This window comes from Diaphorobacter sp. HDW4A (assembly GCF_011305995.1).
Classification (GTDB): Bacteria; Pseudomonadota; Gammaproteobacteria; order Burkholderiales; family Burkholderiaceae_C; genus Diaphorobacter_A.
Genome location: NZ_CP049911.1, coordinates 103,778 through 126,441, shown reverse-complemented (window position 1 = coordinate 126,441; position 22,664 = coordinate 103,778). Strand labels below are relative to the sequence as shown.

Genomic DNA, 22,664 nt, shown 5'->3' with positions numbered 1-22,664 from the left:
GTTTTCAGTGCCTCACTTCTTGACGCTGGACGGATAGCCTGCGTCTTCGGTGGCCTTGGTCAGCTTCTGCACGCTGGTCTTGGCATCATCGAAGGTGACAACCGCTTCGCGTGTCTCGAAGGTCACGTTAACTTTGCTGACGCCTTCGACCTTGGAAATCGCCTTCTTGACGGTGATCGGACAAGCGGAGCAGGTCATGCCCGGTACGGACAGCGTGACGGTCTGGGTGGCGGCCCACACGGGGGCAACAACGGCAGCGATGGCGAGAGAGGCAAACAGTTTTTTCATGATGAACTCCTGTGATTAATAGAAAAATGGCATGACGTAGGGAAATCCGAGCGCGACCAGAACCAGCGCGGCCACGACCCAGAAAATGAGCTTGTAAGTAGCGCGCACTTGGGGAATCGCACACACATCCCCTGGTTTGCAGGCTTGCGCCGGTCGGTAGATGCGCCGCCAGGCGAAAAACAGCGCCACCAACGCCGCGCCGATGAAGATCGGGCGATAAGGTTCCAACACCGTCAAGTTGCCGATCCAAGCGCCGCTGAACCCCAGGGCGATCAGAACCAGCGGCCCCAGGCAGCAAGCCGCGGCGAGGATGGCGGCTAGCCCGCCAGTGAAGAGCGCCCCGCGCCCGTTTTGAGGTTCAGACATACGCTTGTCCTTTCAAATCTGGATTGGATAGCTTAAGCTTACTTCCGTACCAATGTACGGAGTCAAGCGATATGGAAAAAAATTTGGAGAATCTGACTATTGGCGTTTTCGCCAAGGCGGCCGGGGTCAACGTGGAAACAATCCGGTTCTATCAGCGCAAGGGCTTGTTGCCGGAGCCGGACAAGCCCTATGGCAGCATCCGCCGCTATGGCGAGGCGGATGTGACGCGGGTGCGCTTCGTGAAATCAGCCCAGCGGCTCGGATTCAGCCTCGACGAGATCGCAGAGCTGCTGAGGCTGGATGACGGCACCCACTGCGAGGAAGCCAGCAGCCTGGCCGAGCACAAGCTTCAGGACGTGCGCGAAAAAATGACCGACCTGGCGCGCATGGAAACCGTGCTATCCGAACTTGTGTTCGCCTGCCATGCGCGGCAAGGGAACGTTTCTTGCCCGCTGATTGCTTCGCTGCAAGGGGAGAAAGAGCCGCGTGGTGCCGACGCGGTGTAGCCGAGGGTAGTTACGCCTTAGCGTGCTTTATTTTCCGTTTTCTGAGACGACCCCAAAATGATAGAAACCGATGGAAAGCAACAGACACCTTCCTCCGTAATTTCGCAAGAGAAAATTTCGGGTCAGCAGATGCGCAGAAGCTCGAAACCAAGGCTGATCTAGCGGGTGCTTTTATGACCTGGGGCAAAGGTAAAAAGCCGTTTAAGTCCTTGCCGCTGGAAGATAAATTAGCTGCCTTGAAGTGGTGTCGCGGTGGATTCTTAAAGGAGTAGTGCGGTTTAGATTGTCACAAGCGCAGGAACTTGCAAACTTCGAGCGCTGCCTGCGCATGGCATTCAACGCTCTTCTTTTTAGGGCAAGTCTGTGCCTGGCTCAAACCGTTCATCGAACACCCAGCGAAACGGCGTGTCGAACCGGGCTCCATCAAGCAGCTCGCGGGCCTTATTGCAGTCCACGGTTAAGGCAGCCGCATCCTCGCCAAAGACCTCGTGCTCAAAAAACGCACCCTGCAGCGCGTCACAGTGAACGCACCCGTTTGAGAGATAGGCATGCCCGCGCGTGCGCGAAACCGCTCCTTCACTTGTCCAATGCCTAGCGCTCGGAGATCAGCGCTCCCGAGTGCTTGAGAAAAGGTCGGTTGAGGGAGGCTCGAAGTCAAAGCCTCCCAAGAACTAGCCTGATGAGTGTTTGGCACACCGCAGCCGTGCTGCACGGCCACTGCCATGCCGAGCTGGAAATCTAAGCATAAGCGCATGCGATGCAGTATGCTTCTATCTATGCAATCAGCTATTCAGATCACCGCTGATCAAGTTCGCAACTTGCTCCGGCTTGGGCCCAGCAGGACAGCGGCTCTCGTTCAAAAGCTCCATGTGAGCCAGCCCACCGTTTCACGGGCCATCATGAAGCTGGGGGATGAGGTCATCCGAGTAGGCGCGGCCAGAAATGTTTTCTACGTGCTGCGGGACTCCTCACGGGCAGAACTGCATGTGCCTCTTTTCAAAGTCAACGAGCATGGCTATCTCATCCCGAAGGCCATGTTTGTGCCCGTGTGCCGAGACGGATTTGTCTTGCTCAACGATGCTGTCTTATCCGAACACATTGATGGGTTTCCGTGGTGGCTATCTGATGTTCTTCCACAGGGCTACATGGGTCGTGCCCTAGCCAAGCGTTACGGCCAGACTCTGGGCTTTTCTGAGCGCCTGAGCGACTGGAGTGACGAACAGCGGCTGCGTGCGGTCACCCTTTACGGTATCGACCTCCCCGGTAACCTCATGATCGGCCATGCCCCGGCAGAGGATTTCATCAACTCCCCTGCCCCGCAGCCCCTGCCCCAAGAAAGCTGCGCCCAGCACTACGTGCAGATGGCCGCTTCCGCTGAACAAGGCGATGTGAGCGCCCTGCTCGGTGGTGAGGTGCCCAAATTCACCGCCTGCGTCCAGCCTGAAGGCGGTACCCCACGTCATGTGATCGTCAAATTCACCATCCCAGAGGACAGCCCTGCGTCCAAGCGGTGGCGCGACCTTCTCGCGGCCGAGCACCTGGCCCTGCAAGTGCTGGCCGATGGTGGCGTTGATGCCGCCACCTCCCGCATCTTGGATTCGGGGGCTCAGCGTTTCCTTGAGGTGGAGCGGTTCGACCGCACGGGAGAGCTCGGTCGTAGAGCTGTGCATTCGTTTGCTGCACTGGATCACGAGTACGCGGGCAGCGGTGGAAGCTGGCCCGTTATCGCCAAGGCCTTGGTGCGCGCGGGATTGATCTCAAGTGGAGGCATGGACGAGGCATGCTTGCGCTGGGCCTTCGGCACCTTGATTGGCAATACCGACATGCACAGCGGTAACTTGTCCTGCTTTGGTGACGATAGACGCACCTACCCTCTGACGCCCGTGTACGACATGACGCCTATGGCATTTGCGCCGTCTGCCCATGGGGAACTCTCAGAGTTTCGCTTGAGCCTGGACATCACCGAGTTGGTGAGGGCAAGCACCTGGGCACGGGCCCTGTCCTTGGCCCAAGACTACGTGATGCGCCTGCGCGACTCCTCCCTGTTGAGCCGCGACTTCGCCCCCTGCGTTGACAAGCTCCAGACCCACATCGACCAGGCGGCAGAGCGCCTGAAGCGGCTGGCACCATGACAGCGCCACACTCCTCCACCCAGCCCACCCTGCAAAGCACGAAAAAAGGCGGGTTCCTGGCTGAGCGCCTTCGCACCAAGGGCTGGTCGATACGGGATGCCGCTCAGTACCTGGGCGTGTCCCGGCAGCGTCTGTACACGGTCTTTGAAGACCCCGGCAGAGCCCGCCTGTGGGAATGCGCCATTGCCGGTATTCCCCAGTGCACACAGCAAATCAAGGAAGAACTGCGCACCGCCCGCGCGGCAAAGCTCAAGCTCAAGCCCGTCCGTGAAGTGCCCGTTGAGCGTCCTGAGTTCGAGATTGGCGACGAAGTGGTGGCCGTCAGATCCAGCGGCCTTGCCGATGAGGATCAGCGCGCCCACATCGTGCGACTGCGCGGCAGCCAACAGACCAAAGATCTCCAGCTGCTGGTGCAGGGCCCCGAGGGCGAGGAATGGCTCCCAGAGAAGACCTTCCGCTATTACTTCGAGAGCACGGGCTTGAACATCTACCGGCGTAAAGGGATGCCATGAGCAAAGACCCCAAAATCCTTCTGATGCGTACCGATGCCGAAGGGCTGGCCAACTTCAACGATGAGGCATTGGTGGTGCTGGACCTGACCCGCACTGAAATCGAAGCAGGCAACATCTCCAGCGCCTTGGAGCGCCTGATGGCCCTGACCGACTCCAAAGAGACAGCGCTGCGCTTCCAAGAATCCCTGCTCATCCACATCACAGGCTACGACAACGACCCGCGTGAGCTGGTGGAGGTGCCCGAAGTCCGCGCCTTTTTTGGCAAGCTGATCCAGCAGTGGCCACACTGGCTGTGGTTCCTCATGCGCAACGTGGGTGCTATCCCTTTGCTCATGGGCCTGATTTGCCAAGTCAAGGTCAACCGCCGAGAGGATCTGGTCGGCATGGAGTTTCTCGACCGCCACGAGCTGGCTCAGAAGATGCTCGACCTGTTTGAGCGCGGCAACGCCATGTTCCTCGCCTTTGGCATCACCCCGGCCCAATCCAAGGCCTCTGCCACCAGCGCATGTGCGGAGCTGGTATCGCCATGAACACCCTCACCTCCTACCAGTACCCAGTTCGTCCAGCCGGTGAAGCAGAACTGGCGCTCATCACCCGCTACATCACCGACGATGTGTCAGCGATCCGCGCGTTCCTGGACACCTACTCCAAGAAGTCACGGCACACCACGCGCTCCTACGAAAAGGAGTGCTACCGCTTCTTGGTGTGGCTGCGCGCCAGGCGACCACCTGCGCCGGATCTGCTGCCCGAGGTGGTCACCCAGGACATCAACGACTACCTGTTGTTTCTGGAGAACCCTCGCCCCTTCGATCATGAGTACCTTCTCTCCCAAGGCTGGAAGCACCAACCCTTCAGAAAACCCCTGTCCACCGAGAGCGTCAAGCACACCTTGACGGTGCTGTTCAGGATGTTCACCGCCATGCGGGAGCTACGCCGCACCAAGGTTGATCCTTACTGCATGTTCAACCCGGTGAAGATGGCCCACGAGGGAATGGGTAAGACCGCGCCGGATGAGGAGGTGGAAGAGGCCCTGAGCGAGCGCGAATGGCTGGCTGTCCAGCAAGCCGTCGAGTCACTGCCGCGCGAGAGCGACCGCGACCTCAAGCACTACCACCGCGCACGCTGGATCACCCAGCTGCTGTACCGCGCCTACCTGCGCCGCGAAGAGGCCGCGATGCTGACCATGGGGAGTTTTGAGCCATCGCCCCAGGGTTGGGACATCAAGCTGGTGGGCAAGGGCGGCAAGAAAGCGAATATCGTGGCCACCTCCAAGCTCATGGACGAGTTGCGCATCTACCGCACCTCCTTGGGCCTGTCACCTCTGCCCGCGTACAAGGAGACCCTGCCAGCCATCCTTGCGGTCACCGGCAAAGACAAGGGCATCACGCCCCAGGCCATCTACCTGATCTGCAAAGAGATCTTCAAGATGGCGGCTGCGCTGGTGAAGGATGAAGATGACCGAGCCGCACAACGGCTTATGCTGGCATCGCCCCACTGGATGCGACACACAGGCGTCTCGCACACCATGGAGGCGGGGGTAGACCCACGGTACGTGCAGGCCCAGGCGCGGCACTCCAGCCTGAAGGTGACGGCCCGCTACGACCACAAGAGGCGACAGGCGTGGCGAAATGCGCTCGAAGCCGCCTCTGACAAAGAAGAACCGCTCGATCAATGACAAAAGCCCCCGAGGGGCTTTGTTTTAGGTTCTTAATCGGGGAGTTTCACACCACCGAGACCATTGGGGAAAGCCAGCTTCTGGGCTCTCTCTTTACAGGTTGGCAAGGGAATCTGCGCAGTAATGCACTCTTGAAGCTTTTCTGCATACAGCTGCTGGGCGCGACGCTTTTCGGCGTTCAGCTCCTGGACGCGGCGATTTGACTCATCCAAATGCTTTTCCACCAGTAAATAGCCCACACCAAAGGCACCCAGACAGAAAGCACCCAGACAAATCCAAAGGGCAGAGATCTTCAGGTGTTTTGAAACAAAGGTCGGCAGCGCTACCAATGCGGCAATTGGCAGCATGACAATCTTGCGGCCAACGGACTTTAAAGCAGTTCCAGCGGCAGCAAGCTGGCCCACCATCTGGGCCTTCAGCATCCTGCGTTCCGTTTCCTTTTGAAGGGCCAAACGTTCGCGTGCCAGCTGAACCTTCTTGAGTTCTAGGTCGATGTCTTCCATGTCATTGAGGCTTTATGAGTTAGGCAGCGAGTAACCGTTTTTGAGAAGGTACGCCTGCACCTCCCCAAACCGGCGCTGGGCCACCGCCAAGTCTTTAAAAAGCTCCTGACGGCGCCCGTGCCTGCGGCTGTTGTCACCGTACCAGTGACGATTGATCACGCAGGCCTCGAACAGATCTACGTCCAGGGAGAGGATGTAGCGCCGATGGCCCCGCACGAACTCCTGCCGCATGGTACGCCTCTGAATCAGCCCTTGGGCGCAGTGCGGGAGCGACGGCGCACCGCATCGATGGCCAGATCGGTCATCGTGGCCAGCTTCATGTTCTCGTGGAACTCGGGCACGTACGACCAGCCCAGAACACTGTTGGGGTAGGCCGTGACCGGTGAGCCGCGCTCATCAATGATGATTTCCATCTCGCCTTGCACCAGGATCTGACCATAGATCACCGTGGTGCTGGGCTCCAGAATCGCATCCAGGCCCAAGGCCTCCAGGTAGCGCTTGGGGCTTCCAGCAAGCACCTCGATGTACTTGCCTTCATGCATTCCAGACCACTTGCGCACAGCAAGGGCCACCATCGTTTTCTCAGGTGGAATACCCACCGTCCATTCAAAAGACGGTGAAGGCTTTTGGGCTTTTGTTTTTGCTTTCGACACTGCCATATTCAATTTCCCAAGGATCGGGCGAAACTGCGAACGCCCTTGCCCACTTTGTTTTTCGACGGCGTTGGATTGGCAGTCGCTGCAGCTGCAGCCGGAGAATCCGACTCCTGTTTCTCCACGGGCGGCTCAGAAGCGCTGGGATTCACAGGCTCGGACATATTGGCCGCAACAGGCTCATTCGAGACCGAATCGGATTTGGCTGGCGCATGCGCAGCGATAGCACTGCGATACATGGAAACTGGAGCCACAGGGATTGGTGGCTGTGCAGTTTCGTATTGCCTGCCCATATCTGAAGATACGAGAGAACCCTCTGGTTGATGGGCGCCTTCAATGCGAAGCAAACCACCATCCACATGCAAGCCCAGATTGGCAAGGTTTCTCAACCGCTCAGCGCGCATCCGTGCCGGGGTCGCTTTGAGTGCATTAAACAATGCGGGATGGGCGTCGTTAATCACCAGCGCAAAGGAAGGCAGTTCAACCATTTGCGGTTGAAGAGCCCATTTTGCGGCGCCCACCGCCAAGTAACGACCTTCGACCAAAAGCCCAATCTCTGCGAGAACACGAACACGCTCTCCTCGGCGCTCAAGAGAGTACCGAGACAAATCCGCTACCAAGAGTGGATAAACCTCATTGATCGACAAAAGGATCTTGAGGCTTCCTTCTTTCATGCTGATGCGCCCAACAGCCAGAAACCGCGTGCATTCGACAGAACTGGGTTTTCTGGACATACCACCTTCAGGCGCGGGAAAGCGTCCTGAATAGTTTTGTGGAAGAACTGGGAGCCGCCACCCACGAGAACCACGATGTCAGGCGACATGCTTTCAACGCGCAATGCTTTTTGAATGGAAGTCGAAGTCACCGTGGCCAGAGATTCACTCGCCTTTGTCAAATATGGAGCCAACTCGACACGTTCACCCATCAGCAGAATGCTTTGCTTTCCGGTACGCAGCGCATTTTCGAGTGTTTCCACGCTGGGTTTTGCACCATGGTCTTCGGCAATCAGAATACCGGCCTGCTCCAACAGAACAGAAGAGGCTTTGAGACTGGTGCCGCTGGATTGGCGCTGCAATTGGCCATTGCTGACCAAAACCCAATCCAGAGAATAGAAACCAGGATCCACCACCAGAATGCGATGCTCGTCCGTGATGCGATCTTCTTCTGGTCCGTCATCGACCAGATTCACATAGTCCAGCAAGCCGCCAATAGGCTGAGCCACAACCATCACATCCTTCACGTTCACCGTCCGCTTTGCGGTGACTTTGTGCTCACCAGTGAATCGCTTGCGCAGGTCTTCGCGCAGCGCTTCATCTTGGAATTGAGAAACTGGCAGCCCAGTCACCAACAGGTCGATTTCCTTCTGACCAGTCAACAGCAAGCCTGCATGAAACAGTGCTTTGTATGAATCAGTTTTGGCGTAATCAGCATGTAGGGAGCGCTCCCACATTTCTGCGCGATCAGTAGATACGCCTGCCACAAACTCTTGACCGTTCACATTCACATGCAGGAAGTCATCTTGCTTCTTGCCGTCAAAGCGACTACCAAAATGCTCTTTGGGCGCAGCACCCGCAGGGCGAATGACCGTGGTCATTTCGCCATCTGATGTGCCGAAGGCGATTTTGAGATTGGAATATCCGATATCTTGTCCGACTACATAACCCATTGCAATTTCTTTTAATAAATTGCCAGTGCTTCGTACATTGATTGCAGCCGATAGTGGCGTTTTTGCGCCTTTTAGTAGCCCTGCAGTAGTTCCATAGCGTGACTGCAGACTGCCCGATGCCACCCCCTTGTATCCAACCGCCATCCTTGAAGAGTTATGTGTTCATGGGTGCAGGCGCAGAAGGTTGAAATCTATCAAATGCCGCAGTTGCATCCTAATAGGATGAAGATACAGGGCATCTTCATCCAGAGAATTTTGCTCGTTAGGATTGTGGGCCAACATCTTTTCAGCGAACAACATCCTATTAGGATGAAGATGCCAGGGTAGATACATCCAGAAGCCAAGGCGCTGTGAAGTTGACTCGCATGTCTGGAAGAAGCACAAAAAAAGGGGTCTAATCGGATGAATTTGACCGGTACTTACATCCTAATAGGATGAAGCACTTTCAGAAAATTTTCTGGTACCATACGTCTGCATCCTAGTAGGATGAACTTATAGGGTACTTACATCCAGAGAATTCGCGATTTTTCGACAGCTTTCGCCAGGATGCATGTACCGGGTACCTCCATACACGGTAAATAGATGAATCTACCCCGAACTGAAGCAGAGCGCTATGAAGATGCAATGACAGCCCTGGAGGCGTGCATCATGGAACTGTATGACCAAGCAGTGATTGCCGCCGAAGACTACATGACCTTTGTTGACCGACAGGAGGCGAAAGCCACAGGATGGGAGTCGAGGTCAACTCTGCAGCTGTCCTGCGTTCGACGTGGCAACCACTTGGACTTAAAGTGGACGGGCGTCAGGTGGTATGGGTCAAAGAACAATCGCAAGATGGTTCGTGTTCGAATCACCACTGTAGGTGACACCATGTCTTATTCAAAAGACAAGTTGACTCCATTTGCAAAAGAGTGGGAGATAGACAAGGTGATGGAGACCGAAGCCAAATTGCATGTCATAAGGCGTAAGGCAAAACACATCGTCAAATCCATGATGTATGTGAGAAATGCGGTCAAGGTTTACAAGGCCACAGGTGGTGATGGGGGCGATGCTTCGGAAGAAGAGCAAGCCGATTGAGGCCTATGTAAAAGCAATAGATCCCGCCCTTAAAACTACAAGGGCTTTTCTATCGCTCAAGGGATCACGCGCCCAAAGACCTATGTAGCTGCAAGTGTGTTTGTGACGCGGGCTCATGTCTTTGATTCCCGCCTGTTTTCCCCCTTCCTCCTGGCTTTCTTGCTTTCTCCCCCTCGGGTTTCACGGCTTTTACGCATGCACCCCGGCGTTGATTTCTCTCCCGGCCTCAAGCCCTATGTAAATGCATGAATCTATGAGTGCATGATGACAGCCTTTGCGCTTTAGTCGCCCTTAAAACGAGCCCACGACCTTTGCCGGTTTTGGGCTTTTGTTTTTTCTGGAGTTTCGTTTGCGGTTTGCTTTGGGTTCGCCTTTCTTTCCCCGTCGAATTGCCTTGGCGCTTGCTTCCCCGCGCTTGAATTCACTCCCCGGCCTGAAATTGAATTCCCGTTCTTGTGGCCTTCTCCCTTCCCGCGCGCAATTGAACCCCGGCCATATGCACACGAGCCCCCCTCGCGCCCGCTGCGTGCCTTTCTTGGGTTCGGGTTTGCCTTTGATTCCGGTTTTCGGTTTTGTGTTGGAGGTCTTCAACTCAGGCTTTGAATCTCGCCCCCCCGCGAACTCAAATTCACCGCTGAATTCGAAGCTGGCCCCCGCATAACTCTCCCCCGAGCTTTTGGGCCCTGCATATTTCTTCCCCCTGGGGCTGTCTTATGCCCGCGCCACAGGGATATCAGACAGCTTGGTGGTGTACTGGGGTGTGAGCCTCATTTGTTTTGGGCTCCAATCGCCTTTTTGGCCCATTCCTGTACCCCCTACAGAAACAGCCCCCCGCCCGAAACGACGATTCAGTTTATCGACCGTCATCATCAGCTGGGTTTGGTCTTTGCTGTCATCCCCCCCGAGTTCAAGCTCAGCCTGGTGCACCGAAGAACTCGACAAATCCAGAAGAATGACCCCGGCCTTTTTGAGCTGGTATCCCGGCTCATAAAACCTGCGCACCCCCGCCCGAGCTGCTTCAATCAAAACAGAGGAATCTGCCGTTGGTTTTCTCAGGGGAACCATCACCGCCCGAGAAAACTGAGGGGGAGGCCGAAAAGGGGAAGTATGGGCAAACACATAAAGCTGCCTTGCTTTCTGAGTTTTTCTCCCGCCCGCGCAGCGAATTCGCTCACTGCCGCCAAAAGCCCCCCTATTTCGGTCACAGGAGCCCCAAACGAGCGCGTTACGGCAATTTGCTTTTTTTCGGTGGGTATGTCTTCAAGCGCAATACAGGACTGCCCATTCAGCTCCCGCACGGTTCGCTCTAAAACCACGCTCCATTTACGGCGAACCAAGACGGGATCCATTTGGGCCAAATCGAGCGCCGTGATTACTCCCACCTCGGCCAATTGAGCCCCCAGCCGCCGCCCAATCCCCCAGATATCCCCTACGAGAGTTGATTTCAGGATTTCGCGTTTTTCTTTCTCGCTCAGGGCTTCGTAGTTGCAAACCTGCGCCAGGTGCGCTGGATACCGCTTACCCACTTTCACGTCTTCAGGCTGATGGTTTAACCACTCTGCCATGTTTTTCAGGCGTAGGCGGAACTGGAATGGTTAGCTTTTCAAAGCTCGACTTCTTGAGAATTGGCAGGGTAGTTGATGCGCCGGCAATCATGATTCTTTGCTTCAAGAATCTGAGCGCTGAAAGTCCATACTGGTCATCGACAAGTCCAGACGCCCACTCGACGGCGTTCAACTGCTATTCTGGATAATTAAAGTCGTAAACACCGACCCAGCATCCATACGGCCTAGCGCACTGCTCAGCCAAGTGGCAGGCAACCTAAAGTCGTAAACTCTTCCAGGCCAGCTGCGGCAACCACAAAAAGATGGTTCGCGACAGTCTAAATGAGGCACTTCTACTGTTCGCCCATGTCAAGCATTTGTGTCGAAGGTCCGGGGTTAAACACCACCACTCGCCTGGGATACCAAGGCCTTGACGGATACCAGCTAACAGAGGATAACTTCCTGCCCCCACTTTCCGGCCAGATATCCAGAAGTGATGACAGTGCGGGTTCGATCGGACTCAGTAATACACCTTCCGCCCAGTTCATGACCAAACAGCCTTCGCGGAAACTTGGCGATTTACCAGCACCTCCATAATCTTGAGGAATTCGTCGCGGTGCGTGGGCTTGAGGTGTAGTTCAAAGTCCGACTGCGTGTCGGCCGCCATTGCAAGTGTCTGCTGCTTCATGGCCCGGTAATTTAGCCAAGTTCAAGAAGAAGCGGGACTTACTTAGAATTGCCTTACTCTGCTCCTACCCCTTGCAACCCCACAGCCCATCCGGGCGTACGCACCACAGCACCGGAGCGATGCGCCAGCACAGCAGCCCGAACGCTGCCACCCAGCACAGCCCGGCCAGGCCCAGCAGGGCTGAAGCCGCGTCCGGCACAAAGGCGGCGCCCGCACGCAGCAAGGCCCCGGCCACGATGAGCACCGCCCCCTGCCCCACCCAGGGCCGTTCGTCCGACGGGTGGCCACAGTGCGCACGCCCGGCGATGCAGATGACCGCGTAGATCGACAGCCCGATGGCGCCCACGGTGAGCAGGTGGCGCCCGGCGCTGGCGCCCGGCCCGCCCGCGAGCAGGGCTGTGCCGATGAGGGCGTAGCCCAGCGCCATGCAGGCGTACACGGCGTAGAGCATGAGCGGCAGGCGGCGCAGCAGCGGGCGGCCGACGTGCCAGTCGCCCATCAGGTTGCACAGCGCGGCGGCGGCGGCGCAGGCCAGCCAGCCGCCAACGCGGCCGCCCGGTTGCACGAACTCGGCCAGGGTGAACAGCGCGATGCACAGGATGGCCAGGTTGCGCCGGGGTGGGCGGGCCAGGTAGAGCTCGCGATCACCACCCACTGCGTCGATGGCGTTGTTGACGATGCGCATGGAGATGCGGCTCATGGCCACGATGATGAGCACCATCACCAGGCCCAGCAGGGCCAGCAGCCAGCGCAGGGGGTAGGCACCGCGCAGCGCATCTGCATAGAAGCCCGCCACCAGCAGGAACAGGCCCGCCAGCGCCCAGCCAAAGGCGCGGTGGCGCTGGCCGACCACGGTGCGCAGCGCGGGCCACAGCAGCGCCAGCAGGCTACCCGCCAGGCCCAGGTGCGCCAAGGCGGCCAGCACCAGCGCGGGACTGCCCGCCACGCCCGAGAGCCAGAAGCCCGCACGGCCCAGCAGCCACAGCAGCACCAGCTGGCGCGCGGTGCGCGGGCTGGCGCTCGCGGTATTGGTGAACTCAGGCACGGCGGTGAGCACGAAGCCCGCCACCGCCGCCAGGCCAAAGCCCAGCAGCAGCTCGTGCGCGTGCCACACCAGCGCGCCGCCCACTACGGGCGGCGGCGGCAGGCCCAGCGCCAGCACGGCGCTCCACAGCGCGATGAGCAGCACGGCAGAGCCCATGGTGAGCAGGAAGAAGGGGCGCATGGCGCACATCCAGACCGGGTGCTGGAGCGACAGCAGGCCGGGCGGGGGCATCAGGGGGGCGGTCATCCGCATCGCATCCTCCGCGCGGTGGGGGTGGCGTCGCCTTCGTGCGGCGGCGGCTGCAGGGGCAGCACGCGCGCCTCGGGGGGCGGCAGGGTATTGGCAAACTCACCGGCACCGCAGGCGCCCTCTTCCACCAGCGCATCCAGGCCGAAAGCGGCGCGCACGGCGGGCACGCGCAGCAGCTCGGCGGTGTCGTGATAGACCATGGCGTCGGTGCGCGCCAGGGCGGGGGCTGGCGGGCTGTGCTGGTGCACGATGCGGCCCGGCCCGGCGGCCATGACGAGCACGGTGTCGGCCAGGCGCACGGCCTCCATGAGGTCGTGCGTGATCATCAGCACCGCCGTGCCCTTCTCGCGCTGGTGGCGCAGCAGCAGGCGGTGCAGTTGCGCCTTGAGGCCGATGTCGAGCGCGGCGAAGGGTTCGTCCATCAGCAGCAGATCGGGCTCCAGCACCAGGGCGCGCGCCAGCGCGGCGCGGCTTTGCATGCCGCCCGAAAGCTGGTGCGGGTAGGCGGCCAGGGCTTCAGAGTCCAGCCCCAGCACGGCGCCCATGGCGTGGGCGCGCTCACGCGCAGCGGCACGCGCCATGCCCTGCGCGCGCAGGCCCAAGGCGATGTTGTCGGCGGTGGTCTGCCAGGGCAGCAGGCGTGGCTGCTGGAACATCAGCGCGGGATTGGCAAAGGCGTTGTCCAGCCGGCCCTCCTGCACATCGAGCAGGCCCGCGCACAGGTGCAGCAGCGTGGTCTTGCCGCAGCCCGAGGGGCCCACCAGCGCCAGCACGCCGCCGGGCGAAAGCGCCAGGCCCACGCCGCCGAGCACCTCGGTCAGGGCGTAGCTGTGGCGCACATTTTGAAGCAGCAAACTCATCGCGGTGCCTCCCGCCAGCGTTCCACTTCGCGCTTGAGCGGTTCCAAAAATCCATATTCGACGACCAGCAGGCAGCCCACCACGGCGCTGATCCAGCCCAGGGTGGTGGCTGTGTCCAGTTGCGAGCGGCTGGCGGCCAGCGCGGCGCCCACGCCATCGGTGCTGGCGAGCAGTTCGGCCATCACGGCGACCTTCCAGGCGCTGCCCAGCGCCGTGACCCAGGCCGGGAACAGGTACGACAGCACATGCGGCCCGTACACCTCGCGCAGCGCCATGCCCAGCGGCAGGCGGTAGGCGCGCGCCATGTCGCGCAGTTGCAGATCGAGCGTGCGCGTGCCCTGCAGCGCGCTGGCAAACACCACGGGGAAGCAGGCAATGAACACGGTAAACACCGGCGTGCCGTCGCTCATGCCAAACCACAGCATGGCCAGCACCAACCAGGCAATGGGCGGCGTGCCCAGCAGCACCGTGACCAGCGGGCGCGACAGCACCGAGGCGGTGACGGACAAGCCCGCCAGCAGCCCCAGCAGGCTGCCCACGCCCAGCGCCAGCGCCAGCCCCATGAAGGCGCGCCGCGCCGTGGCCCACAGCGCGGGCCCGGCGGCGCCCTGCTCCACCTGCGCCCACAACGCGGCAAAGGCGGTGAGCGGGTCGGGCAGGATGAGCGGGTCGTACAGCGCGGCCACGGCCTCCCAGGTGGCCAGCAGCAGCAACAGGCTGGCGGCCGCGCCCCAGCCGCTCCACAGGTAGGCGGGCAGGCTGGAAAGCACGCGCCAGAGCACACGCAGCATCAGCGCCCCCCCATGCCGCCGGGGGCTGTGCCCGCGTTGTTGACAGGTACGGGGGCCGGGGCCTGGTCCGCCGCGCCGCCTTCGGGCACATAGACCATGGAGCCGTCCTTCATGCGGTAGGCCACGCCGGCTTTCTCGCCGTCGCCCTCGCCGATCTCGCCGCTGGCCTTGTATTTTTCGATCTTCTCGCCGCGCTTCTGGATGACTTCCATGGTGGGCTTGCCCGCGTCGGTGATGACGGTGACGTCCTGCTTGGAGAAGGGGCTGAGCAGCGGGTTCTTGGCCACGGTGATGAGCAGCGCGGCGATCACCACCAGGAACACGTCGATGAGGTTGACGACGGAAAGGATGGGGTCGTCGGCTTCGGTTTCGTCGAGGAATTTCATGCTTCGCTGCCTGCTTCTGCCATGTGGCCTGCGGCCGGGGTGCGCACGCCCTGGCGCTGCAGCCACACCAGTTCTTCGGCCAGCCAACGGCGCTGCACCGACACCACCCAGAAGGTGATGGCGGCGGCAATGAGCGACAGGATCACCGCCGCAAAGGCCACGGCCAGGTTGTCCGACACCTGGCCCAGGTTGCCGTCAGACAGACCCTTGAGCGCCGGGCCCATGGGGATCATGGTGGCGATCAGGCCCAGCATGGGCGCCACGCGCGTGGCGATGCGCGGCAGCTCCAGCAACTGATGCGCCTTCACGTCCAGCTCGTCGGCGCTGGCGCCGGGCTGGGCCTGCGCCCAGGCCAGCAGGTGGTGGCCGCGCGTGGGCTGGCCGCCCTGCCCCTGGCGGCGCTGCCACCACTGCATGGCAAACATGCCCAGCAAAAAGAAGGCATAGACGAACAGCACGGCAATGACCACCAGGGTGGGGAACAGAAAGACCTGGCTGGCCTGGTACATCAGGGATTCAAGCAAATGGCTCATGCGAAAAAACTCCGTGAAATCGTGATTTGGGAAAGTGGATCAACGCGCGGCGGGCTGGGCCAGCGCCAGCAGGCGCGCGTACTGCTCGGGCGGCAGGGTCTGGCGCACCTGGGCAATGCAGCGCAGGTGGATTTCTGCAGCCTCGCGGCGCACCTGGGCCAGGCGGTCGAGCTGGGGCGCCAGGTCTTGCGCGCTGCGGCCATCGAGCGCGGCGCGGGCAATCTCCTGCTCCAGTTGCTGGGCCTGCTGCAGGCGGGGGCGCAGCGCGGGGCGCACCTGCTCGTCGGCGTAGCGCGACAGGGCCTGCTGGTGCTCGGCCGATGCGTCCAGCTTGGCCACAAACGGCATCAGGTGCGGCAGGTGGGCGGGCAGCAGCAAAGAATATTCAGGCATGGCCGGTGCGGCGGGTGCCAGGGCGTGCGCGCGCTGGCGCAGTTGCTGGTACTGGGCGGCGTCCAGCGTGGCGCGGATGCGCTGGGTGGCGTCGATCTGCACCTGCGCGGCCTCGCGCTTGAGCTGCTGCAGGCGGTCCAGCCGCGCGGCCAACTGCGGCACGCTGGCGCCTGCCAGGGCGGCCTGGGCGATGTCCTGCTCGGTGGCGCGGGCCTGCTCCAGCCGGGGCTGCAACTGGTCGCGCACTTCAAAGGCCAGGGCCGCCAGGGTGCCGCGCTGCACTTCGTTCAGGGCCAGCGCGTTGGTCTGGCCCTTGAGCGCCCAGGCCAGGTGCGGCAGGTGCGCGGCGTGCACCAGCGAATACTGCGCCAGCGCAGGCTGCGTGGCCTGGGCCGCCTGGGCGGAGTAGCCCGGCTGGCCCTGGGGCTGGTGCGCGGCAGCGGCCTGCGGCGGCGCGCTGGCGCAGCCTGCCAGCGCGAGCGCCAGGCCCGCACAGGCCAGTGCAACGGTCAGGTGGCGAAGAGGGAATGAACTTGCTTGCGGTGCCATGGGAAACCTTGTGTGTGGGTGAATACGCTTACCACTTGCCTTCCAGCGTGAGCAGCCAGGTGCGCTGCCCCGTCTCGCTGGACGTGAGCACCCAGGGCTGGCCACCCTGGCCGGTGCTGGCCGTGCGCCAGGTGCCTTTGCCCAGCAGGTTCTGCACCGACAGGCGCAGGTTGAGCGCGGGCGTGAGGCGGCGCACGAAGTGTGCATCGAGCAGGTTGCGCGATTGTGTGGTGGACTGCACCTCGCCGGGCACCTGGGTGCGCACGGCGGCCTGGTGCTGCCACTGAAAGCCCCAGGTGGATTGCCACGCAGGCAGGCTGCCCTCGTAGCCCAGCGTGAACTGGTAGCGCGGCAGCTCGCGCGGGGCGCGCTTCATGCCCAGCACCGAGTCTTGCACCTCGCCGCGCGGCAGCGTGAACTGGGCGCGCACGCTGCCCTGGCGGCCGATCAGGCCTTGCAGCCAGGGCGCTTCGCCTGTGAGCTTGGCCGACAGCTCCAGCCCCCAGTGGCGCGCGTCGCCTTCGTTATAGGGGCGATCGACCCAGCGCCCGGCCTCCCACAGCGTGCGGCGTTCGATGAAGTCCTGCGTGCGGCGCAGGTAGGTGTTGATGCCCCACACCCCGCCGGGCACATGGCGCTCCAGCCCGGCCTCCAGGTTGGCCACGCGCTCAGGAACCAGCCAGGGGTTGCCGCCCCGGTCGGGCTCCAGCGGGGTGTTGGCCAGCGCGCTGCGCGAGGCCACGCGCGTGAGTTCGTCGAGCTTGGGGAAGCGGATGGCGCCCGACAGCGAACTGCGCGCCACCCAGCCGGGCGCCGCCTCCCAGCGCAGGGCCAGCGACGGATCGACCGCGCCGTGGCTGCTGTCGCGCTCTTGCGCCTGGATGGCCATGCGCTCGCCGCGCAGGCCGCTGGTGAGCGTGAGCGTCTCGGCCAGTTGCCATTCGTCCTGCAGCCACAGCGTGCCCTGGCGCGCGCGGCCGGCAAAGCGGGTGTCGCTGGCGTAGGCGCCGCTCAGGGCCTGCCAGTCGTCGCGGCGGTGGCTGGCGGCGTCCAGGCCCACCGACAGCAAATGCTCGCCCACGGGCCGGTCGTAGCGCAGCGATGCGCTGTGTTCGCGGTCCTCGCGGCGCTCGGCCTCTTGCCATGCAGCGCCCGTGCCCTGGCGATTGCGGTCGGCGTTGCGCTGGCCTTGCATGGCGGCGGCGCGGCCCGTCCACTTGCCGCCCCCAGCGCGCCATTCGGCCTCGCCGCGCAGGCGGGCGATGCGGGTGCTGTTGTCTTCGCTGTCGTGGCGCTGCGTGCCGTCCGAGCGCAGGGTGTGCGTGCTGCGCTCGCCCTCGTTGTAGTACAGGCTGGGCCACAGCGTGAGTTGGCCCGTGGCACCGCGCCAGGCCAGGCGCGGCGAGAGGATGAATTCGTTGATGCCGTAGCGGCCCTGCTCCACATCCTGTTGCAGCGCGCCGCCCGCCAGCGTGCGCGTGGTGCTTTGGTCCACCGGCATGGCGTGGCGGTTGAACGTGAGCGGCAGCAGCCAGCTATAGCCCCCTTCGCCCCCGCTGCGGCTGGCGGTGAACTGGCCGTTGGCCAAGCTGCCGCGCTGGCCCACGGCCAGCTTGACGCTGGTGGCCGCACGCGCCACCGGGCGGCGAATGACGAGGTTGACGGTGACGGGCGCAGACCCGCCAAACTCGGCCGAGCCGCCGCGCAAAATCTCCACGCGCTCCAGCTCGCCCGAGGGCATGCGACCCACCTCGGTGAGCGCAAAGCGCGCATTGGCGGTGGGCCGCTCGCCGTTGACGAGGAACTGCACCCCGTCGCGCGACATGCCCCGCGCGCGGGCATTCATGCCGCCGTCGGCGCCGTGCTCGCCCGCATCGATGCCGGGCAGCTTGCGGATCAGCTCGCCCACGGTGAGGCCACCCAGGGCCTCGATCTCCTTGCGGTCGATGATGATTTTTTGCGTGGCGGCGTTGCGCTGGTCTTCCAGTGCGCTGCTGGCCGAGCGCACGGTGACTTCGCCCAGCTGGCGCTCGGGCGCGCTGGCAGCGGACGATGCCGGTGCGGGCTGCTGCGCCAGCACGGGGGCCGCGCAGGCCGCGCACACAGCGGCGGCCAGCAGGCGGGCATGGGCAGGTTTGAAATCAAACATTTGCTATTATTTTGATAGCTGTTAGCGCTTATCCATCAAGCGCTAGAGGCCAATTTTGCTTGAAAAGAATAACGCCGCTGCCACCCGCCGCCACCCAGCATGAAGGCGCCCAGCACCAGAGCCACCCACAGCGTCTGCCAAGTGTTGGCGCCGGGCGCGGGCGGCGTGTCGGCCACCTGCTCCAGCCGCATGCCGCTGATGGGCGGCGGGGGTGGGGGCGGAGCGGCGGGGGCGGCTTCGGCGGCGGGCGGCGGCGCAGCCGCGCTCTGCGCTGCTGCGGCGGCAGCATCGGCAGGCTGGCGGCCCAGGTTCAGGCCAAAGCCTGCCGTGCCCTGGCCTGCGCCCACAAAGCGCTCGAAGGCCGCGTTGTCGGTGCGCACGTCAAAACGCTGGGCCAGGTCGCGCCAGCGGTCTTTCAGCTCGGCCACGGTGTGGGCGTCGGCCTGCCAGTAGCCCTGGCGTGCGGCTTCGAGCATGCGCTCGATGTTCTGCGCCAGCGCATGCGGGTTGTGCGCCTCGAACCATTGCTTCAGGCCCAGCTGGTGCTTGTCGCGCACATAGACGTCCACCATCTCCTGCCACTGGTCGTCGCGCACGATCTCGCGCGCCACGGCCGTCCAGCCCCAGAAGTTGTTGGTGGCGTCCAGCACCTGCAGCGTGCCGGCATAACCCTCGTCCATCAGCCCTTTGATGTAGCCGGGGTGGAACTGGCGCGTGGCCAGCTCTTTGGCCAAAAACTGCGCCGCGCCTTCCACGCGGCCACTACCGGCGCCGCGCAGGTTGCTGATGTAGAGCTGCGGCGCCTTGCCGTCCAGGTGGCGCACGGCCAGGCCGATGCCGCCCAGGTACTGGAACGGGTCGTCGGTGGTGAGCATGCCGTAGGTGTTGGACGTGCGCGAAAGCACCGCGCCCTCGGTGCCGCGCAGGTGCTCGGCGTAGAGGTTGATCGGCTGGCCGTCCTGGCCCTTGAGGTCACCGCCCTGCAGGCTGCCCCAGGTGGATTCATCGGCGCCGTAGGCGAACTGCATGCGCGAGAGGTACAGCTGCGCGAGCTTGCGGTCGCCCTCCTGCTTGCCCTTCCAGGTGTCGGTGGCGAGCGTGGCGTCGTCCAGGCCGGTGCCGTACTTGCCCGATTCGGACGAATAGATGCGCGTTTCGGCCGCCGCCTGCGCGGCCTGGTCGGGCAGGCCCTGGGCGCGCAGGCGCGCGGCGATGGCGCGGGTGTGCGCGGCCACGGGGTTGGCCTCGTCGTCATCGCCCGCGGCGCGGGCGGCCAGTTGCGCGGCCTGGGCGAGGATCTTCATGGTGTTGGGGAAGTGGTCGCGGTACAGGCCGGTGGCCGACAGCACCACGTCCACGCGCTCGCGGCCCAGCACGCCGCGCGGCACCAGCTTGACGCCGGTGACGCGGCCGCCCTCGTCCCACACGGGCTCGGTGCCCAGCAGCCACAGGGCTTGGGCTTCGAGCAGGCCCTGGTGGCGCATGGTCTCCACCGACCACAGCGACACGGCGAGCTTTTTGGGCTGCTGGCCCGTCAGGCGGCGGTGCTCGGCAATGAGCTGCTCGGCTGCCTCCTTGCCTGCCGCCCAGGCCTGCTTGGTGGGCACGCGCGAGGGGTCGAAGCCGTAGAGGTTGCGGCCCGTGGGATAGGCGTCGGGGTTCTTGATGGGGTCGCCGCCGTAGGACGTGGGCAGGTGGCGGCCCGCCAGCACGGTGAGCAGCGCGGGCAGCTCCTGGTCGGCGCCGATGGCAGCGTACCAGGTGCGGGCTTTGTCCAAAGTCTCGCGCAGCGGGGCGCTCAAGCCCTGGGTGCTTTCGCCCTGCACCACATGGCGTTGCAGCAACTGGTAGGGCGCGGTGCCGGGGAGCTTGTCGTAGTCGGCCAGCAGGGCTTCGTCCACGTCGGCGGCAGGAATGCCCGCATGCAGTGCGGCGGCCTCCCAGAACGGGCGGCCCAGCATCAGCAGCACGGTGGCCAGGCGGTGCTGCGCCTCGGGCGCGCGGCCCAGGGTGTGCAGGCCCAAGGGCTGGGCGGTTTCGGCCAGCTCGTGCAGTTGGTTGTGCAGGGCATCGACGAAGGCGGGGAACTCGGCGCGGGCGCGCTCCGGCGTCCAGCCCATGTCGCGGTCAATGCGCTCCTTGGCGGCGGCGGCCAGCAGATCGGCCTTGATCTTGTCTTTGACCACGCCCTCGTCCTGCGCCAGCCAGGCGTGCAGCAGGTCGTGCAGGTGGGTGAGCGCCTGGTGCAGCCCGGCGGGTTTGAAGGGCGGCGTCTGGTGGCTGATGATGACGGCGCGGCCCCGGCGCTTGGCCTGCTGGGCCTCGCCGATGTTGTCGGCGATGTAGGGGTAGGCCACGGGCAGGTCGCCCACGGCGAGCATGCCGGGGTCGGTCACCGAGAGGCCGCGCTCCTTGCCGGGCAGCCATTCCTGGCTGCCGTGCGTGCCGAAGTGCACCAGCGCGTCGCTGGCCTGCTGCTCGCGTGCCCACAGGTAGGCCGCCAGGTAGTAGTGCGAGGGCCAGGCGCTGCTGGAGTGGTAGAGGGCTTTTTCCTTGGGCTCCCAACGCTCGCCACGCGGTGGCTGGGGCAACACAGCGATCTTGCCCAGCATGAGGCGCGGCACCACGAACACGGCCTGGCCGCCCTGGCGCAGCACCATGCCGGAAGCCTCGGGCTCGCCCCAGCGATCGCGCAATGCGGCCTGCACGGCGGCGGGCTGCGCATTCAGCCAGGCGCGGTAGCGGGCCACGGGCACGGTGGCGGCCAGGCCCTCGCGCAGCAGGGGTTCCAGCTCGCCCGCGCGGTAGGCGGGGGCCAGCAGGCGCTGCAGTTTGGCGATGAGTTCGGGCTCGGACGGCACCTCGGTGTCGTAGCCCTGGGCGCGCAGCGCGGCCAGCGTGGTCTGCAGGCTGCGCGGCACGTTGAGGAAGGAGGCCGAGAGGTTCTTCTCGCCCGGCGGGTAGTTCCAGAAGAAGACCGACAGGCGCTTGTTGGCATTGGGCTTGCGCTGCAGCGCCACCAGGCGCAGCGCCTTGCCCACCACGGCGTCGGCCTGCGCGGCAATGGTGGCGATGGGCGCATCACCCGCGCCGCTGGCCGAGGCGACCTGGATGTCGGTCACGCCCGCCAGTTCGGCCTGCGCCAGGTAAAAGGGCACGTCCATCAGCGGCACGCCCTGGGGGTTCGCCTGCCAGTGCGCCGTGTCGCCGCGCCGGTAGGTCATGGCCTGCAGCACGGGGATGCCCAGCCGCTCAAACTCGGCGCGGCGCATTTCCGGCAACAGCATGATCTGGGTGTTGATGAGCACGTCGGCCAACGCTTTGCCGCCGGGGCGGAGCATGCGGTCCAGGGCGCCCGCGTCCATCATGGGGCTGTAAAAGGGAAGAGCAACCGCACCGCCCGCTTCGATGCGAGCAATGAGGTCGTCGATGTAGTCGGCCTGCACCGAGGCGATGTACTGCTGGTGCACGGCCAGCGCCACCACGGGGCGGCGCCGGGGGTCTGCAGGGTCCACACCCGCCCAGCGCAGGTAGGCCAGCGGGTCGGCAAACACCTGGCTGGGCGCGCGCGGGTGGTACACCGCCGTCTTGGGGAAGATCACCGGTTCAGGCACGCCCTGCGCGCTGTGCCCCTTCAAAAAGGCGGCCACGGTGGCCATAAAAGCCTGCATGTTCTGCCGCCCGCCGTTGCTGTAGTACAGCGACAGGCGCTTGCCCAGCGCCTCATCCACCCCGCCGCCCCAGGCGGGGCGTGCGTCGTACAGCCAGGCGTGGGGCGCGCGCAAACCAGGCAGCGCGCGCATCAGGTGCTGGCGCACGTCTTCTTGCTGGTAGGTGTCGAAGAACACCATGTCCTGCCCCTGGAACAGCCCGGCATCGGCGTCGGCCGGGATCTTGCCCAGGTAGCGAACCTGCACGTCGATACCGTGCGGGCGCGCCATGTCGGCCAGCAGACGGAACTTGCCCGGGGGCACGTTGGAGGTGGTGATGAACAGCACCGAGGCCGCCTGCGCCGCCCCCCAAGGCAAAAGCGCCAGTAGGCACAGCACCAGCCAGCGGCGAAGAAGGGACATGGGGTTCACTGGAATTATTTGAATGA

At 63.2% G+C, this 22,664-nt stretch carries 21 protein-coding genes and 3 pseudogenes; 6 read left to right on the top strand and 18 right to left on the bottom strand.

Annotation, left to right across the window (positions count from 1 at the left end; translation table 11 throughout):
* Window positions 1-12 precede the first annotated feature (12 nt).
* Window positions 13-288 (bottom strand): mercury resistance system periplasmic binding protein MerP, encoded by a 276-nt coding sequence (merP, locus tag G7047_RS30030; RefSeq protein ID WP_000732290.1) that lies wholly within the window; start codon window positions 286-288, stop codon window positions 13-15.
* A 15-nt stretch (window positions 289-303) separates the two neighbouring features.
* On the bottom strand, window positions 304-654 hold the full coding sequence (merT, locus tag G7047_RS30025; RefSeq protein ID WP_015272416.1) for a mercuric ion transporter MerT: 351 nt from the start codon (window positions 652-654) through the stop codon (window positions 304-306).
* A 71-nt stretch (window positions 655-725) separates the two neighbouring features.
* Between merT and G7047_RS30020 the strand changes: the two genes are divergently transcribed.
* The 5 genes from G7047_RS30020 to G7047_RS30000 all read left to right on the top strand — a co-directional run bounded on the left by G7047_RS30020 (window position 726) and on the right by G7047_RS30000 (window position 5,479).
* Window positions 726-1,160, top strand: coding sequence for a mercury resistance transcriptional regulator MerR (locus tag G7047_RS30020; RefSeq protein ID WP_000414383.1), 435 nt, complete (start codon window positions 726-728; stop codon window positions 1,158-1,160).
* Window positions 1,161-1,882: 722 nt separating this feature from the next.
* Window positions 1,883-3,292 carry a type II toxin-antitoxin system HipA family toxin YjjJ gene (gene yjjJ, locus G7047_RS30015; RefSeq protein ID WP_371813913.1) on the top strand — a complete coding sequence of 470 codons (1,410 nt, stop codon included), beginning with the start codon at window positions 1,883-1,885 and terminating at the stop codon, window positions 3,290-3,292.
* Window positions 3,289-3,804, top strand: coding sequence for a hypothetical protein (locus G7047_RS30010; RefSeq protein ID WP_166312399.1), 516 nt, complete (start codon window positions 3,289-3,291; stop codon window positions 3,802-3,804). Before yjjJ ends, G7047_RS30010 begins: the two co-directional genes overlap by 4 nt.
* A complete protein-coding gene (locus G7047_RS30005) occupies window positions 3,801-4,334 on the top strand; it encodes a DUF1817 domain-containing protein (RefSeq protein ID WP_166312398.1) in 534 nt (177 codons plus the stop codon). The genes G7047_RS30010 and G7047_RS30005 overlap by 4 nt, the downstream gene beginning before the upstream one ends.
* The gene (locus tag G7047_RS30000; protein WP_166312397.1) at window positions 4,331-5,479 is read left to right on the top strand and encodes a site-specific integrase; all 1,149 of its coding nucleotides are present in this window, start codon (window positions 4,331-4,333) and stop codon (window positions 5,477-5,479) included. The genes G7047_RS30005 and G7047_RS30000 overlap by 4 nt, the downstream gene beginning before the upstream one ends.
* Before the next feature lie 32 nt (window positions 5,480-5,511).
* Here G7047_RS30000 and G7047_RS29995 read toward each other — a convergent pair whose 3' ends face one another.
* The 5 genes from G7047_RS29995 to G7047_RS29975 form a co-directional block, all read right to left on the bottom strand.
* Complete coding sequence (locus G7047_RS29995; protein ID WP_166312396.1) at window positions 5,512-5,982, bottom strand: hypothetical protein; 471 nt, start codon at window positions 5,980-5,982, stop codon at window positions 5,512-5,514.
* Between the two features lie 12 nt (window positions 5,983-5,994).
* Window positions 5,995-6,213, bottom strand: a complete 219-nt coding sequence (locus G7047_RS29990; RefSeq protein ID WP_166312395.1) for a hypothetical protein — start codon at window positions 6,211-6,213, stop codon at window positions 5,995-5,997.
* A 14-nt stretch (window positions 6,214-6,227) separates the two neighbouring features.
* On the bottom strand, window positions 6,228-6,557 hold the full coding sequence (locus G7047_RS29985; protein ID WP_044402653.1) for a hypothetical protein: 330 nt from the start codon (window positions 6,555-6,557) through the stop codon (window positions 6,228-6,230).
* Window positions 6,558-6,643: 86 nt separating this feature from the next.
* Window positions 6,644-7,309, bottom strand: coding sequence for a hypothetical protein (locus G7047_RS29980; RefSeq protein ID WP_166312394.1), 666 nt, complete (start codon window positions 7,307-7,309; stop codon window positions 6,644-6,646).
* Entirely contained in the window at window positions 7,306-8,424 is a 1,119-nt protein-coding gene (locus tag G7047_RS29975) for a ParM/StbA family protein (RefSeq protein ID WP_240939632.1), read from the bottom strand. The genes G7047_RS29980 and G7047_RS29975 overlap by 4 nt, the downstream gene beginning before the upstream one ends.
* A gap of 525 nt (window positions 8,425-8,949) precedes the next feature.
* Here G7047_RS29975 and mobI point away from each other — a divergent pair.
* Complete coding sequence (gene mobI, locus G7047_RS29970) at window positions 8,950-9,378, top strand: conjugative transfer protein MobI(A/C) (protein ID WP_166312393.1); 429 nt, start codon at window positions 8,950-8,952, stop codon at window positions 9,376-9,378.
* 711 nt (window positions 9,379-10,089) lie between these two features.
* On the opposite strand, the gene G7047_RS31605 is transcribed toward mobI, so the two are convergent.
* From G7047_RS31605 to cobN, 11 genes and pseudogenes are all read right to left on the bottom strand, one after another.
* On the bottom strand, window positions 10,090-10,245 hold the full coding sequence (locus tag G7047_RS31605) for a DUF4113 domain-containing protein (RefSeq protein WP_371813915.1): 156 nt from the start codon (window positions 10,243-10,245) through the stop codon (window positions 10,090-10,092).
* A gap of 102 nt (window positions 10,246-10,347) precedes the next feature.
* Window positions 10,348-10,727 (bottom strand): annotated as a pseudogene (locus G7047_RS31600) (DNA polymerase V subunit UmuC); the annotation flags it as partial.
* Between the two features lie 775 nt (window positions 10,728-11,502).
* Window positions 11,503-11,610, bottom strand: a pseudogene (locus G7047_RS29955) (IS5/IS1182 family transposase); the annotation flags it as partial.
* 64 nt (window positions 11,611-11,674) lie between these two features.
* A complete protein-coding gene (locus G7047_RS29950) occupies window positions 11,675-12,886 on the bottom strand; it encodes an NnrS family protein (RefSeq protein ID WP_205904877.1) in 1,212 nt (403 codons plus the stop codon).
* An 11-nt stretch (window positions 12,887-12,897) separates the two neighbouring features.
* Window positions 12,898-13,764 (bottom strand): ABC transporter ATP-binding protein, encoded by an 867-nt coding sequence (locus G7047_RS29945; protein WP_166312390.1) that lies wholly within the window; start codon window positions 13,762-13,764, stop codon window positions 12,898-12,900.
* Window positions 13,761-14,555 (bottom strand): ABC transporter permease, encoded by a 795-nt coding sequence (locus G7047_RS29940; protein WP_166312389.1) that lies wholly within the window; start codon window positions 14,553-14,555, stop codon window positions 13,761-13,763. The genes G7047_RS29945 and G7047_RS29940 overlap by 4 nt, the downstream gene beginning before the upstream one ends.
* Before the next feature lie 74 nt (window positions 14,556-14,629).
* Window positions 14,630-14,941 (bottom strand): annotated as a pseudogene (locus tag G7047_RS29935) (DUF2149 domain-containing protein); the annotation flags it as partial.
* Window positions 14,938-15,474 (bottom strand): MotA/TolQ/ExbB proton channel family protein, encoded by a 537-nt coding sequence (locus G7047_RS29930; RefSeq protein WP_166312388.1) that lies wholly within the window; start codon window positions 15,472-15,474, stop codon window positions 14,938-14,940. The pseudogene G7047_RS29935 and the gene G7047_RS29930, both read right to left, overlap by 4 nt.
* Before the next feature lie 39 nt (window positions 15,475-15,513).
* On the bottom strand, window positions 15,514-16,521 hold the full coding sequence (locus G7047_RS31290; RefSeq protein ID WP_240939631.1) for a hypothetical protein: 1,008 nt from the start codon (window positions 16,519-16,521) through the stop codon (window positions 15,514-15,516).
* Window positions 16,445-18,565, bottom strand: coding sequence for a TonB-dependent siderophore receptor (locus G7047_RS29920; protein WP_166312387.1), 2,121 nt, complete (start codon window positions 18,563-18,565; stop codon window positions 16,445-16,447). Before G7047_RS29920 ends, G7047_RS31290 begins: the two co-directional genes overlap by 77 nt.
* Before the next feature lie 35 nt (window positions 18,566-18,600).
* A complete protein-coding gene (cobN, locus tag G7047_RS29915) occupies window positions 18,601-22,638 on the bottom strand; it encodes a cobaltochelatase subunit CobN (RefSeq protein WP_166312386.1) in 4,038 nt (1,345 codons plus the stop codon).
* Window positions 22,639-22,664 lie beyond the last annotated feature (26 nt).